Origin of the sequence: Arthrobacter sp. NQ4 (assembly GCF_029077345.1) — a bacterium.
GTDB lineage: Bacteria > Actinomycetota > Actinomycetes > Actinomycetales > Micrococcaceae > Arthrobacter.
The window spans coordinates 87,700-101,656 of the sequence record NZ_JARETC010000009.1 but is presented as its reverse complement, the minus strand read 5'-3'; the positions used below and the strand labels follow the sequence as shown (position 1 = coordinate 101,656).

Sequence of the window (13,957 nt, the reverse complement as noted above, 5' to 3'; positions counted from 1 at the left end):
AAGCGTGGCTCTTGGGCCAAGGAAGGAACTCTTGTGAAGATAGCGCTGGGGCAGCTGGAGTCGGGCGCCGACATCCAGGCCAACCTCGCCGCGATCGACCGCTTCGCCGCCGAGGTAGCGCGCGACGGCGCCGCGCTGGTCGCCTTCCCGGAGTACGCCACCTACGAGAAGAAGAAGGTGGACGCCACATTCCCTCAGGTGGCCGAGCCGCTGGACGGTCCCATCTGCCGGGAGCTTGCCGCCATAGCCCGCCGCCACCGCATCGCGCTGGTGGCGGGCGTGGTGGAAACCTCGGAGGAGCCGGATAAGGCGTACAACACGCTGGTGGCGTTCAGGCCCGACGGCGGCCGGCTGGCTTTCTACCGGAAGATCCACCTGTTCGACGCACAGGGGTTCGGGGAATCGGAGTTCATCAAGCCCGGCCCGTCCACGGCGCCCGTGGTGTTCGAGCATGGGGGAGTGCGGTTCGGGCTGATGACCTGCTACGACCTGCGGTTCCCCGAGCTGGCCAGGTCACTGGCCGACGCCGGTGCGCAGGTTTTCCTGGTGTGCTCGTCCTGGGTGCCGGGCGAGCACAAGACGGAGCAGTGGCTGGCGCTGAACGCGGCACGGGCCATAGAGAACAGCGTTTATGTGGCGGGGGTGTGCCAGGCCCCTCCGGTGTCGGTGGGGCGGAGCGTGCTGGTGGACCCAATGGGTGTTGTGGAGGCCGACCTCGGGCTGGAGCCTGCTGTGCGGGCGGTGGAGGTTTCGCTGGAGACTGTGGGCAGGGTGCGGGAGTCGTTCCCGGTGTTCCGGCAGCGGAGGCTGTAGGAGCGGTGGGGCCCGCCACGGCCTCGGAGGCTCTGTGCGAACGGAGCCTTCGCACGACAAAGGCTCCGTTCGAGGAACGGAGCTCGCAACTTCCTCGCTGACTTTGCGGTTGCCCACCGGACCGGCGAGCGTTTACAGGCCGGCCCGCCTGCCCAAAGAAAGTTAAATAAAATCTAATCCTTTTGAGGTAGTGTTCGTATGTGAAGTCAGGACCCGACGAAGACATCACAGTCTCCCCGTCAGCAATTAGGCTGTTGCTGTTGCTGAGAGGCAGTGAGCCCGAAGGTTCCGGCCGCACTGAGCAGGTTACGTACATGCTGGAGACCGCCATTGCGATGGGGATCCTCGGCGAGGGGGAGAGGTTGCCCCGGGAGTCTGCGTTCTCAGCGGAACTAGGCATTTCGTCCATCACTCTTCGACAGGCCTTGAATACCCTGCGCATGAAGGGTGTGATCACCACTACCCGCGGCCGGTCCGGTGGCAGCGTCGTGCAGAAGCCCAAAGAGCCCTCGATCGAGGAGATGCGCCACAAGCTTCGTCAAACCAGCACGGAGGATTTGCGGGACCTGTGGGACCACTGTGCTGCAGTAGCCGCTGCATCGGCAAAACTCGCGGCGCAGCGAGCAGATGAGCAGGACATCGAGTATCTGAGCGGATTGGCCGAGCGCTTCAGTAGCAGTGCCACTGCCCAGGAACGCCGTCGGGCCGACACTCGATTCCATGTCACCCTGGGCGTGGCTGCCCAGTCCAGCCGGCTCACCGCATCCATGCTTCAGATTCAAGCTGAACTATCGGGTTTTCTTTGGTTCGATCCAGAAGATGAATCCTCTATAGCAGAAGCGATCGGTGAACACGCTGACATCCTGCGATGCATCGCCGACCACGACGCAGCCGCCGCTGCCTCAGCGGCGGAGCTTCACAGCAACACTGAAATGGAGCGGGTCATCAAACAGCGTCTTCAGATGCTCATGATGTCCCAGGAGGATGCATGACTACAGACTCACCGGCCAAGATATTGCAACGAACTGCCCATGCGGTTGCGTCCAGTATTGAACGCATCTTCGAGGAACTCCAGGCCGTCGAAGCAGAACTTCTGGCTGCCTCAGCTCACATGCCAACCATCCCGGAAACCACAAACTTCTCCTTTCTGCAGACGCTCTTCGAAGACCTGCTCATCAGGAATAGTCCCCTGATTGAAGGCGGGGGCATCGCTTACCAGCCCGGCGCGCTAAAGGACGCGGACTACTGGCTGGAATGGTGGCGCATGCAGCCGACGGGGCAGCCAAAGTTCATCGGCCATGACCTTAATTCCGGGTCCATCCGCTACTACGACTACGCGACCAGGGACTGGTTCAAGGTGCCGGCTGCCGCTGGCCATGCCGTCGCCGTAGGACCATATATCGACATGGGCGGAATCGACGTCAATACGGTGACCCTTGCCCTGCCGGCCCAGACCAGCCACGGCACCCACGTGCTCGGCTGCGACCTCTCTCTGTCCGCCCTGGAAGGAATCTTCCTGCGGGCGATCCGGACAACGGATCCGTCTATCATCCTTGTCGGCCGGAACGGCCGAATCATCGCCTCAAACTCTTCCCGGCTTGTCATCGGCACGCGAGTCAATGTCGATGCCGCAACGGAAGCTGTGCCGGTAGCACCAGGCAAGTACGACGTACTTCCCTGGAACCTGCTCGTGATGGACCACTAGCAGCTCCCCGCTCACCTTGATTCCGCAGGGGGCGGATCGACCACTCGACGGTGGGCCGGGGACTCCCTGCGAAGCGTCTTGCCGGGCTTCAGTGCCCAGACGGCAGCCGACGTGCCACTCCGCGCTTCCCTCCACCCAGTCCCGCCTCTTCCCGAGCGCTCTCGTGTAACTTTCAAAAAGTTTGAATCCGGGTCTATCAATTTAAGATTTACTTTATTATCTTTTAGGTGTGACGGCAGCCATAGAAGGCCGTGATCCATCCCATCCGCAGTTTCTGCAAACGGAGCTAAACACCATGAACGCTTTGCTTTCTACTGTCGCGGTCCGCCGCGGCAACGAGGCCGAACTCGTCAGGCAGGACGAACTTCCGCCCCTGCAGCATTTCATTGACGGAACCTTTGCCGAAGCGGCAGATGGCGCCCGTACACCAATCGTGAACCCGGCCGATGGCCGCCTGATTTGCGATGTACCTGAAGGAACCCCAGCCGACGTTGACGTGGCAGTGGCGGCAGCGCGGCGGGCGCAAGGGGCGTGGAGTCAAACAACCCCTGCGGAGCGGTCCGCCCTGCTGCTGAGCATTGCGGACAAACTCGAAGAGCATGAGGACGTGCTGGCACGCCTTGAGTCGCTCAACACCGGAAAGCCCCTCTCAACGTCCAACGACGATGTCGCAGGTTCCGTGGACACGTTCCGGTTCATGGCCGGAGCCGGACGGGCCCTGACCTCATTGGCAGCGGGCGACTACGCCGCCGGCCACACCTCGGTAATCCTCCGCGAGCCGGCCGGCGTCGTCGGCGTTATCACCCCTTGGAACTACCCGCTGCTGATGGCCGCCTGGAAGATCGCCCCGATCCTTGCCGCGGGAAACAGCGTGGTGCTGAAGCCCTCCGAGCAGACGCCGCTGACCACACTGAAATTTGCCGAGATCATCGCAGACGTTCTGCCAGCCGGCGTTTTCAACGTCGTGACCGGTCTGGGCCCGTCGGTGGGGGAGCGGTTGGCCACCCACCCGGACATTGATCTGGTTGCCTTGACCGGAAGCGTCAACAGCGGCAAGGCCGTTGCTTCGGCAGCCGGCGACACCGTTAAAAGGGTGCACCTGGAACTCGGCGGCAAGGCCCCTGTGGTGGTCTTTGCTGACGCGGACCTGAGCGCGGTTGCCGAGTCCCTGCGGGCGGCAGCGTTTTACAACTCCGGACAAGAATGTGGCGCGGCCTGCCGGGTCCTGGTCCACGAATCCGTTGCCGAGCAGCTCACCGAACTTCTCGTCGAACAGGTCAGCTCCTTCGTCATAGGCGAGCCCACTGCCGGAGAGGACATCGAAATCGGGCCCCTGGTCTCCGAAGCCCACTTCCGCCGGGTCGCCGGATACCTGGAACGCGCGCAAAAGGAGGGAATCACCGCAGCCATCGGCGGTGCCCCCTTGGACGGCCCCGGCTTCTTCATCGCCCCCACGATATTGACCAACGTTCCCGCCGGGGCCGAGGCCAGCCAGAATGAAATCTTCGGCCCCGTCGTCACCATCGAAACCTTCTCGGACGAGGACGAAGTCGTCAGCCGCTCCAACGAAACCCCATATGGGCTTGCCGCCTCCGTATGGACCAGGGACGCAGCCCGCAGCATCGACGTTCCGCGCAAGCTCGACTTCGGCACAGTGTGGGTCAACTCCCACCTCGTCCTGGCCAACGAAGTGCCCTGGGGCGGATTCAAAGGCTCCGGCTACGGCCGCGACCTCTCCATTTACGCCCTGGAAGATTTCTCCCGTACCAAGCACGTGATGATCAACCACGCCCGCTGAGTTCCACCACCCAACCGCACTCCTGGCCCTCAATCCATTCGTTTCAATCCCCGGGCCGGCAACGCCGCCGCCTCGTCTCAACTAAAAGGAAAGCATCACACATGCCTCAGCAGCTCTACCCCCTTCCGCCCATCGCACACGACACCGAAACCCCCTGGACAAACTGGGGCGGCAACCAGTCCTGCACTCCCGCCTTCACTGTCCGCCCGAAGACGGAACAGGAAGTCCTCGACATCGTCCGCTTCGCGATCAAGGAAGGACTGCCCGTGCGCGCCGTCGGCGCCGGACACTCCTTCACCCCGCTCGTGCAGACCGGCGGCATCCTAATGGACCTCGAAGGCCTCGCCGGCCTGACCGGAACCGACTCGACCAGCAACCGCGTCCGGATGTACGGCGGAACCCGCATCAGCGACGTGGGTGCCCCGCTCTGGGACAAGGGCCTGTCCCTGACCAACCAGGGGGACATCGACAAGCAGGCCATCGCTGGGGCGATCTCCACCGGAACCCACGGCTCCGGCATCGAACTGGGCAGCTTCTCCTCCGCACTGCGCTGGGCCAGGATCGTCAACGGCCACGGCGAAATCATCGAGGTCGGCGAGAACCAGCTGCGTGAACTCAAAGCTGCACAGGTTGCCCTGGGCACCCTGGGCATCATGGTCGAGGTCGAGCTCCAGGCCTCCCCGGCCTACCACATCGTCGAGGAGATCACGTACCCGGAGTGGGACGAAGTCGAGCGCGACTGGGAAGAAAACATCCGCAACAACCGCCACTACTCCTTCATCTGGTGCCAGGAAGACGGTTCCGCCGAACTCTACGAACTCCCCACGCCCGCCGGCGAGTCCATGGTCAACCGCACGTACACCAAGAAGTACCGCGCCGCGAACCTCAACGAACCCACAGACCTGTCAAACGCCGAGGGTGCCCGTAAGGACCGTGCCTACAACATCTACGCCGGCGGCTACATGATTCCGTTCCACGAGCTGGAGTACTACGTTCCGGCCGAGCAGGGACTCGAAGCAGTCAAGGCCGTGCAGAACATGCTGCAGACCACCCATAAGGACCAGAAATACCCGCTCGAGGTCCGCTGGGTGAAGGGCGACGAAGGCTACATATCCCCGTTCTACAAGCGCGACACCACCGTGCTGTCCGTCTCCGGCGCCCCGGGCACGAACTACTGGCCCTACTTGCGTGACCTCGACGCGCTCTTGGAGGACTTCGACGCCCGCCCACACTGGGGAAAGATCCACTTCATGACCCGCGAACGCATGCAGCGGCACTTCCCCGAATACGACACCTTCGTCCAGGTCCGCAAAGAATTCGACCCCAACGGTGTCTTCCTCAACGACCACACCCGCGCCCTCGTCGGCTAACCCGGTCTAAGGAACCCATATGTCAAAGCACCAAGACACGAGCGGACTCGACGAATTCGGGTACACGCAAACGCTCGACCGCAGCATCGGCAAGTTCGCCAGCTTCGCAGCCGGCGTCAGCTACATTTCAATCCTGACCGGTGTCTTCCAACTCTTCTATTTCGGATTCGGCACCGCCGGTCCTGCCTACGCCTGGTCCTGGCCCATGGTCTTCGTCGGTCAGCTGATGATCGCCCTCTGCTTCGCCGAGCTGGCAGGCCGCTACCCGGTCGCCGGATCGGTATATAACTGGGCCAAGCGTCTGTCGTCCGCTACATCCTCCTGGATGGCCGGCTGGCTGCTGCTGATCTCGTCCATTGTGACGGTGGGCGCAGTCGCACTGGCACTGCAGATCACCCTCCCGCAGATCTGGGACAGTTTCCAGATCATCGGCGACGGCACAGGACCATACGACTACGCCGTCAATGGCGTGTTGCTGGCTTCAATACTGATCACCTTCACGACCTTGGTGAACGCCTTCGGCGTCAAGCTCACGGCGCGTATCAACAGTGCGGGCGTCTTCGTGGAGCTCATCGCCGCCGTGCTGCTCGTCGCCGCTCTTGCCTTCCATGTCGTCAACGGGCCTGGAGTCCTGTTTGACGTCAAGGACTACGGCGTCGACCAACCACTTGGCTTCTTTGGCGCATTCCTCATTGCCGCCATGGCCTCGGGCTACGTCATGTACGGGTTCGACACCGCAAGCTCCCTCGGCGAAGAAACCAAGGACCCCAAACGCACCGCGCCCAAAGCCATCATCCGTGCCGTCACCGCGTCGTTCGTCCTCGGAGGTGCGCTGCTCTTCCTGGGAATCCTCGCCGCGCCGGACCTATCGGACCCGAAGCTGGGATCTCCAGAAGGCGGCCTCCAGTACATCATCCTCTCCGTGCTGGGAGGACCCTTCGGTAAAGCTTTCCTGATCTGCATCGTCGTTGCGATCACGGTCTGCACCCTTGCCATCCAGGCAGCCGCGATCCGGATGATGTTCGCCATGGCCCGGGACAACAACCTGCCCTTCAGCCGGCAACTGTCCAAGGTCCACCCGGTCAGGAAGACGCCGACCGCTGCCTCCATAACCATCGGTGTCCTGGCCATAGTCCCGCTGATCGTCAACATATCCCAGCCGGCGATCTTCACCATCCTCTCCAGCATCGGCATAGTGCTCATTTACATGGCATACCTGCTGGTCACCCTCCCCATGCTGCGGAACAGGTTCCTGAAAAAGTGGCCCCTGCCCGATGACGGCACGGACGTCGGATTCAGCCTGGGCAAATGGGGGCTCATCGTCAACCTGATCGCAGTCCTCTGGGGTGCGGCCATGACCCTGAACCTGATCTGGCCGCGGCAGGAAATTTACAACTCCGTACCGCCGTTTGAGTGGTACCTGCAATGGGGTGGGGTGCTCTTTGTCGGGTTCGTCATCGTCGCAGGGCTCCTGCTGTACCGGCTGCGCATTCGTCATCGGACCGGGGTGCTGGCCGAGCACTCGGCAGCCCTCCACGGCTTCGCCAACGCCCAGGACGAGGACCAGGCCGTAAGCGTCAAAGACGAGGATGAGGAGAGAACCGTAAAGTCCGTCTACTAGCTGCAGGACCCAAAGGTGCGGTGCCGGGACAACAACGCGGCACCGCACCTCAACGTCCATGATCCGCCGTAAGAACCCACAACCGGCCGGTCCGGCGGCTTCAGGCCCGCCGCGTCTCGAGGGCGCGGCCACTACAAACGCACGGCCCGGACCCTTCCTCGCAACCCGGGTCCGGGCCGTGGCACTGCATGTTCCCGCTCGGCCCCGCCAATAGCCAAGGAAGAAGAATGATCGGCTCAGAAAAAGTCAGCGACTACTTCGCCAGGCTCGCCTCACGCCAGCCGACTCCTGGCGGCGGTGCGGCAGCTGCCCTGCACGCCGCCCAAGGGGCAGCACTCGTCGCCATGGTCGCTCGCTACACAAGCGGTGCCAAGTACGAAGAGCACGCTGCAGCCGTGGAAAGAATCACCAGGATTGCAGATGAACAAATCGCTGAAGCCCTGCGCCCGGCCGACGCCGATGAGCGAAGCTTCCAAGCCGTCATCGACTCCTATAAGCTCCCGTCCACCACGGAAAGACTCAAAGCTGCCCGCGAAACATCCATCCAAACCGCCCTCACCCAAGCAGCCCAGGTTCCCGCCCAGCTCATCAAAGTCGCCGGCACTGTGGTCGACCTTGCCGATGAACTCTTCGAGATCGCCTACACCAACATCATCAGTGACGTCGCGGCCGCTGCAGACGCCGCCCGCGCAGCCGCCACCACGGCAAGGATCAACATCGATCTCAACGTGATGGCCCTCAAAACCGGAGCGAGCCGCACGCAGCTGGAACAGCAGACCAATGGAATTGAAGAGAAAGTCATCATCAAGGCAGACTCACTGACAGAACGCGTACGCCGAAGGATCCTCGGTTGAACGCCACTGAGCTGTCCGAAAACCAGCGCGGCACTCATCCAGCAGCACGCACTATGGCTACGCGTCATCTCCGATGACGGGGTGGTTGTCCCGGAGCCACTCGGCTATTCGACGGGTTCGGTTCCTGATGTGATCCAGTGTGGCATCAGGCCCGGCTCTGGTCAGCCGCCTGACGTGGACGTGAGCCTTCCCACGTTATTCTGAGTTATTCGTAATAAGCCGGTAAACTGAATTACAGGCCACCGTAGCCCTTGAGTGCCGCACCGGTGAACATACCCGGGCCAGCGGGGCACGCGACACAACGCGCATCCGCCCTCCTGCTTGAGCGGCACAAGAACCTGTACGGCCCCCATCACAAACTCCACGGAGAACCCATGACTCTGCTGACCGAACGTCCATCCACCGCCGAAACCTCCCCTAAGACCGCTCCCACTGTCACCGCGGTGCGCGGCGGCAGCTATGTGACTTTCCCCGGCGGCCGCGTCCCGGCCGGCGCCGAGGGCAGCTATGTCACCGTCGCTGGCGCCGCTAACCTCCCGCCCGTCACCCGTGGCAGCTACGTCACAGTGGACGGCGCTCCTGTTGTTGCCGCCAAGGTCATCGGGGGCAGCTACGTAACGCTTCCCGCGGCGGCCTAAGCTTCCACCCGCTCTGCGGGGATAGCACCACTCCGCGGCATAAAAGGAGGCCGACGGCGACACTCCGTGTCGCCGTCGGCCTCCTTTTGCATGCCATCGGGGAGGCGCCGGCGCGCGGCCTGGCATAGGTCCGGACTGCCGGGCCTCCGGCTGCACTCGCTCGCAGCCCTACCTTGCCACCGCCGCCGTCGCAGCCTGCTTGGCGTTCATCCACTCGCTCATCCACGGGGCCCGGACGCTGGACGTGATCCGGCAGTCGGCCACGAAGGTGCCCTTCGCGCCGGCGTCGATCCAGTCCTGCAGCGCGGAGAGGTCGCCAAGCGAACGGATAACCGCCGACTCAGCTCCCAACGCCCGCGCGACCCCGCTGAAGTCCACCTCGGGAATCAGCATGGGCTTTTCGGTCAGCCCCTGCGAGCCGTACTGGTGGATCTCGGCCCCGTAGGCGGCATCGTTGTAGATCACCACAATCGCGCTCCGGGCGGCGCCGATCAGCGATTCGAGGTCGGCTAGGCCCATCAGGAAGCCGCCGTCGCCCGAGGCCAGCACCAGGGTTCGGCCGTCCTCCACGGCGCGGGCTGCCCCGACGGCACTCGCAAGCCCCAGCCCAATCGACTGGAACGCCGTCCCCACCATCACCAGGTCCTGCGGCCGCGGAATGTTCCAGTACATGGGTGCCCAGCCGATGAAGTGCCCGCCGTCCTGGACCACCGTGCGGTGCTCCGGCAGCACGCTATCCAGCGCGGTGGCGAGGGCGCGCGGGTCCAGCCGGCCGTCGATGGTCTCGTTAGAACCCACGTCATGCCCCGGCCCCGCAGCCAGGCGCATGGAACCTTCCTCGCGCCAGGCAACAGCCGCAGCCTCACCATCCAGCAAAGACAGCAGTCGTGAAGCAGTAGCCTTCGCGTCCGCCTGCACGAACAGGTCCACCCGCGGGTTGGTCGGCTCCACCGTGGTGTCGATCTGGATGACGGTGGCATCGGGGCCAAGCAGGTGCCCGAACCGCATGGTGAACGGGCTCAGGCTCGCCCCGGCCACCAGGACCACGTCGGCCTCGCCCATAAGGCCGGCCGCGGTGTCGGTGCCGAAACCGCCTGCCACGCCCAAATACCCCTCGCCGTTGAGGAGGTTGAGCGCCAGGGCGGTTCCGGCGGTCAGTGCGCCGATCCGGTCGGCAAGTTCGCGGAGTTCCGGGCCGGCGCCAGCGAGGTGTGCACCCCGGCCGGCGAGGATCAGTGGCCGCTTGGCCCCGGCGAGCAGGCGTGCCACCCGCGCAAGGTCCCTGCCGCCGTCGTACGTTGCCTTGGGGGCCGACGGCGCCAGAAGGTCCTGGTCTTCAGCATCGAGTGCCGCGAGGTCGTAGGGGATGGCAATGACAACGGCGGTGCAGCGGGTGAGTGCGTACTCCACCGCCTGCCGGGTGATGGCGCCCGCGGCGTCGCGGGTGACGGTGAAGGTGGCCGCGCCGAGGCCGGCGGCGATGGCGGCCTGGTCAACGTCCCAGGGCCGGGCGCCGCTGGTGGGGGCGTCGCCGGTGACCAGCACCACCGGGATCTGCGCCTGGACCGCCTCGGCCAGGGCTGTCAGCGCGTTGGTGTAGCCGGGGCCGTAGGTGGTGGTGCCCGCGGCGAGCCGTCCCGAGGTCCGGTAGTAGGCGTCGGCGGCGGCAATGGCGCCGCCCTCATGCCGGACGGGGGTGAAGTGCAGGCCCTGCTGCTCCGCGGCGTCGAGGAAGTAGACGTTGCCGTTGCCCATGACGCCGAAGACGTCGCTGACGTAGCTGCTGAGAACCTGTGCCACGCGGCCGGAGACGGTAGGTGAAGTCATGCAGGAATCCTGCGCTCCGGCATACGGATAGGCAACACCTGAATATTCAGATGGGACTTTTGGCAGCAGAAGCAGCAGAAACTGAGAATCTGCCCAGTTGTGGTGTGGATCACCCGGGTTTAGTCGGCGGTGCGGGATTCCTGCTCGGACAGCCGTGCCAGGAGGCCGTCGAAGCGTGGCGGCATGAGTTCAAGGACGGAGATGGCCGTGCTGGTGCGCTGGATGCCGTCGATCTCCAGGATCTGGTTGGTGATGCGGTAGAGGTCGCTGGTGCCGCGGGCCACCACCTTGGCCATGAGGTCCGCGTCGCCGGCAGTGGCGTGCACCTCGATGACCTCCGGGATCGCGGCGAGGCCGTTTTCCACCGAGCCGGCGCGCGTCTGGCTGATGTGCAGGGAGAGGAACGCCGTGAGTTCGTAGCCCAGCGCGGCGGGGTCCAGCCTCCGGCTGAAGGTGCGGAGCGCGCCGCTGCGCTCCAGCCGCGCCAGCCGGGCGTGGACGGTGTTGCGGGCGACGCCGAGTGTCCGGGAGAGTGCCAGCGCGCTGGCTTCGGGGTCCTTGTCGAGGGCAAGGATGATCCTGCCGTCGAGCGAATCGAGGGTACGGGAGGTAGTGATGGTCATATTTTCACCAGAGGTACTAGAAGTTGAGCAGAAGTCCCAAGCACAAAAGGGTATCTTGCATTGTGGTCCGGGTCACTTCCATGATCGGTCCTCATGAGCCCTGAACAACTCCTGGCCCCACCAGCGCTGCCCACCCTGCGCAGCGCGGTGACCGGTCTTCCTGCCTACGTCCCAGGCCGACGCAGCCTCGGCGCGGACATCGCCGCCCTCGCCAGCAACGAAAGCCACTTCGAGCCAGTGCCCGCAGCCATCGCCGCGGTGGCCGAGGCGGCCGGCAGGATAAACCGCTACCCGGACATGGCCGTCGTCGAACTCCGCGAACGGGTCGCCCGGCACCTGCGCGTCACCGCGGAGGAGGTGGCGGTGGGGCCCGGCAGCGTGGGCGTCCTGCAGCAGATCATCACCGGACTGTGCGACGCCGGGGATGAGGTGGTGTTCGCGTGGCGCTCCTTCGAGGCGTACCCCATCCTGGTGGAGCTGGCCGGCGCCCGGCCGGTCCGCGTCCCGCTGGATGATGCCGAGGGCCTCGACCTGGACGCCATGGCCGCCGCCGTCACTGAGCGCACCAGGGTGATCCTGCTCTGCACCCCCAACAACCCCACCGGCGTCCCGATCAGCCATGACCGCCTCGAGGCGTTCCTGCAGTCCGTCCGCTCCGACATCCTGGTGGTGATCGACGAGGCCTACGTGGAGTACGCCGACGCCGGCAGCGGCCCCGATTCCCTGGCGCTCTACCGCAGGTACCCGAACGTCTGCATCCTGCGCACCTTCTCCAAGGCGTACGGGCTCGCCGGCCTCCGCGTGGGATATGCAATTGCGACGCCGGCAATCGCCGAAGGACTGCGCCGCACCGCCCTGCCCTTCGCCGTGAGCGCGCTGGCCCAGAAGGCGGCCATCGCGTCGCTGGACGCGGGGGAGGAGATGGCAGCGCGCGTTTCCTTGGTGCGGCAGGAGCGTGCGCGGATGGCAGCTGCGCTGGAGGCGCAGGGCTGGAAGCTGCAGCCGAGCCAGGGCAACTTCCTGTGGATCCGCGCCGATGACAACCTGCGGGGCCGGCTGGTGGAGGCGTTCGACTCCGCCGGCATCTTGGTCCGTGCCTACCAGGGCGACGGCGTGCGGATCACTGTTGCCGACCCCGCCTCCAACGACCGGGTGCTGAAGCTCCTGGCAGCCCACGCGGCCCTGGCAACTTCCTGACCTTTTTCTCATTCCGTTCCACCAACAAGTAAGAGGAATCCCCATGGAACACCAGACGAAGACGTCTGCCCGCGCCCTCGGCGCGGCCCTCAAACCCCGGCAGCTGACCATGATGGGCCTGGGCAGCGCCATCGGCGCGGGCCTGTTCATCGGCTCCGGCGCCGGCATCCAGGCCGCCGGCCCGGCGGTGCTGATCTCCTACCTCGTGGCGGGCACGCTCATCATCCTGGTGATGTGGGCGCTCGGCGAGATGGCTGCCGCCAACCCGGACAGCGGCGCGTTCTCCGTCTACACCGCCAAGGCGTACGGGCCGGTGGCCGGCGCGACCGTGGGCTGGCTGTGGTGGCTCCAGCTGGTGGTGGTGATCGCGGCCGAGGCGCTCGGTGCGGCGGGCCTGCTGGCCACCATTTTCCCGGCGCTGCCGGTGTGGCTGATGGCCTTCGTGTTCATCGTGGTGCTCACCGCCGTGAACCTGACCAGCGTGAAGAACTTCGGCGAGTTCGAGTTCTGGTTCGCCCTGCTCAAGGTCGCGGCGATTGTCGGGTTCCTGCTGGTGGGCTTCGCGCTGCTCTTCGGCTTGCTGCCGGGCGTGGAGTCCCCGGGCCTGTCCAACTTCACGGGTGCGGGCTTCGCGCCGAGCGGTTTTGCCGGGATTGCGACGGCGCTGTTCGTGGTGGCGTTCGCGTTCGGGGGCACCGAGATCGTCTCCGTGGCGGCCGCCGAGACTGCCGAGCCGGCCCGCAGCGTGAAGAAGGCCGTCCGGACGGTGCTCTGGCGCATCCTGGTGTTCTACATCGGCGCGATCTTCGTTATTGCTGCTGTTGTCCCCGTGGGTTCGGCGGGGCTGAAGAGCCCGTTCGCCGCCGTGTTGGACGCCGCAGGGATGCCCGGCGCGGCTACCGCCATCACGCTGGTGGCGGTTGCGGCACTGCTCTCCGCGCTCAACGCCAACCTCTACGGCGCCTCGCGGATGGGCTTCTCCCTGGCGGAACGTGGTGAAGCGCCGCGCTGGCTCGCTTCGGTTTCGAAGGCCAGGGTTCCTGTTGTTGCGGTGCTGGCGAGCGTTGCCTTCGGTGTGGTCACGGTGGTGCTGGAGCTGGCCTTCCCCGAGAAGGTGCTGCCCGTCCTGCTGAACATCGTGGGTTCGACGTGCCTGCTGGTGTGGACGTCGGCGCTCCTGGCCCAGCTTGCGCTGCGCCTCCGCTCTGACCGTGACGGCACGGCCCTTCCCCTGCGGATGCCCGGCTTCCCCTGGCTCACAGGCCTCGGTCTGTTGATCCTTGCAGCGATCTTCACGGTGGGCTTTATCGGCGAGGATTCCCGCCCGCAGCTGCTGAGCACGTTTGGGCTTGTGGCGGTTCTTGCGGTGGGGTGCTGGATGAACCACCGGTCGGGAAAGATGGCGCCAGTTGAATCGTCGGACGATGTCACGGCTCCCGTGCTCATCGACTAATTAGGGGACCTAAACCTTTGCGGTCACCCACGTGCGAAGGTCGCGCCCGTCTCTCGGC

12 protein-coding genes are annotated in these 13,957 nt (G+C 64.8%); 10 read left to right on the top strand and 2 right to left on the bottom strand.

Annotated elements, in window-relative coordinates:
• Positions 1-33: 33 nt before the first annotated feature.
• The 8 genes from PUN51_RS15240 to PUN51_RS15205 all read left to right on the top strand — a co-directional run bounded on the left by PUN51_RS15240 (position 34) and on the right by PUN51_RS15205 (position 8,799).
• Entirely contained in the window at positions 34-813 is a 780-nt protein-coding gene (locus PUN51_RS15240) for a carbon-nitrogen hydrolase family protein (RefSeq protein WP_275181546.1), read from the top strand.
• Between the two features lie 200 nt (positions 814-1,013).
• Positions 1,014-1,805: a FadR/GntR family transcriptional regulator gene (locus PUN51_RS15235; RefSeq protein WP_275181545.1), complete on the top strand. Its 792-nt coding sequence runs from the start codon at positions 1,014-1,016 to the stop codon at positions 1,803-1,805.
• A complete protein-coding gene (locus PUN51_RS15230; RefSeq protein ID WP_275181544.1) occupies positions 1,802-2,518 on the top strand; it encodes a hypothetical protein in 717 nt (238 codons plus the stop codon). Before PUN51_RS15235 ends, PUN51_RS15230 begins: the two co-directional genes overlap by 4 nt.
• Before the next feature lie 295 nt (positions 2,519-2,813).
• Complete coding sequence (locus PUN51_RS15225) at positions 2,814-4,316, top strand: aminobutyraldehyde dehydrogenase (RefSeq protein WP_275181543.1); 1,503 nt, start codon at positions 2,814-2,816, stop codon at positions 4,314-4,316.
• A 101-nt stretch (positions 4,317-4,417) separates the two neighbouring features.
• On the top strand, positions 4,418-5,686 hold the full coding sequence (locus PUN51_RS15220; protein WP_275181542.1) for a D-arabinono-1,4-lactone oxidase: 1,269 nt from the start codon (positions 4,418-4,420) through the stop codon (positions 5,684-5,686).
• 19 nt (positions 5,687-5,705) lie between these two features.
• Positions 5,706-7,307, top strand: coding sequence for an APC family permease (locus PUN51_RS15215; RefSeq protein WP_275181541.1), 1,602 nt, complete (start codon positions 5,706-5,708; stop codon positions 7,305-7,307).
• A gap of 227 nt (positions 7,308-7,534) precedes the next feature.
• The gene (locus PUN51_RS15210) at positions 7,535-8,161 is read left to right on the top strand and encodes a cyclodeaminase/cyclohydrolase family protein (RefSeq protein WP_275181540.1); all 627 of its coding nucleotides are present in this window, start codon (positions 7,535-7,537) and stop codon (positions 8,159-8,161) included.
• A 374-nt stretch (positions 8,162-8,535) separates the two neighbouring features.
• The gene (locus PUN51_RS15205) at positions 8,536-8,799 is read left to right on the top strand and encodes a hypothetical protein (protein ID WP_275181539.1); all 264 of its coding nucleotides are present in this window, start codon (positions 8,536-8,538) and stop codon (positions 8,797-8,799) included.
• A 168-nt stretch (positions 8,800-8,967) separates the two neighbouring features.
• Here PUN51_RS15205 and PUN51_RS15200 read toward each other — a convergent pair whose 3' ends face one another.
• Both PUN51_RS15200 and PUN51_RS15195 read right to left on the bottom strand, forming a co-directional pair.
• Complete coding sequence (locus PUN51_RS15200) at positions 8,968-10,626, bottom strand: thiamine pyrophosphate-binding protein (protein ID WP_275181538.1); 1,659 nt, start codon at positions 10,624-10,626, stop codon at positions 8,968-8,970.
• Between the two features lie 119 nt (positions 10,627-10,745).
• A complete protein-coding gene (locus PUN51_RS15195) occupies positions 10,746-11,249 on the bottom strand; it encodes an Lrp/AsnC family transcriptional regulator (protein ID WP_275181537.1) in 504 nt (167 codons plus the stop codon).
• Positions 11,250-11,342: 93 nt separating this feature from the next.
• Here PUN51_RS15195 and hisC point away from each other — a divergent pair, with 93 nt between their 5' ends.
• Positions 11,343-12,446, top strand: coding sequence for a histidinol-phosphate transaminase (hisC, locus tag PUN51_RS15190; RefSeq protein WP_275181536.1), 1,104 nt, complete (start codon positions 11,343-11,345; stop codon positions 12,444-12,446).
• A gap of 43 nt (positions 12,447-12,489) precedes the next feature.
• A complete protein-coding gene (locus PUN51_RS15185) occupies positions 12,490-13,899 on the top strand; it encodes an amino acid permease (protein WP_275181535.1) in 1,410 nt (469 codons plus the stop codon).
• Positions 13,900-13,957: the final 58 nt, after the last annotated feature.

Coding starts and splice junctions, on each gene's coding strand:
- PUN51_RS15200 (WP_275181538.1), bottom strand. CDS start 10,626: ATGACTTCACCTACCGTCTCCGGCCGCGTGGCACAGGTTCTCAGCAGC.
- PUN51_RS15215 (WP_275181541.1), top strand. CDS start 5,706: ATGTCAAAGCACCAAGACACGAGCGGACTCGACGAATTCGGGTACACG.
- PUN51_RS15230 (WP_275181544.1), top strand. CDS start 1,802: ATGACTACAGACTCACCGGCCAAGATATTGCAACGAACTGCCCATGCG.
- hisC (WP_275181536.1), top strand. CDS start 11,343: ATGAGCCCTGAACAACTCCTGGCCCCACCAGCGCTGCCCACCCTGCGC.
- PUN51_RS15205 (WP_275181539.1), top strand. CDS start 8,536: ATGACTCTGCTGACCGAACGTCCATCCACCGCCGAAACCTCCCCTAAG.
- PUN51_RS15195 (WP_275181537.1), bottom strand. CDS start 11,249: ATGACCATCACTACCTCCCGTACCCTCGATTCGCTCGACGGCAGGATC.
- PUN51_RS15210 (WP_275181540.1), top strand. CDS start 7,535: ATGATCGGCTCAGAAAAAGTCAGCGACTACTTCGCCAGGCTCGCCTCA.
- PUN51_RS15220 (WP_275181542.1), top strand. CDS start 4,418: ATGCCTCAGCAGCTCTACCCCCTTCCGCCCATCGCACACGACACCGAA.
- PUN51_RS15185 (WP_275181535.1), top strand. CDS start 12,490: ATGGAACACCAGACGAAGACGTCTGCCCGCGCCCTCGGCGCGGCCCTC.
- PUN51_RS15225 (WP_275181543.1), top strand. CDS start 2,814: ATGAACGCTTTGCTTTCTACTGTCGCGGTCCGCCGCGGCAACGAGGCC.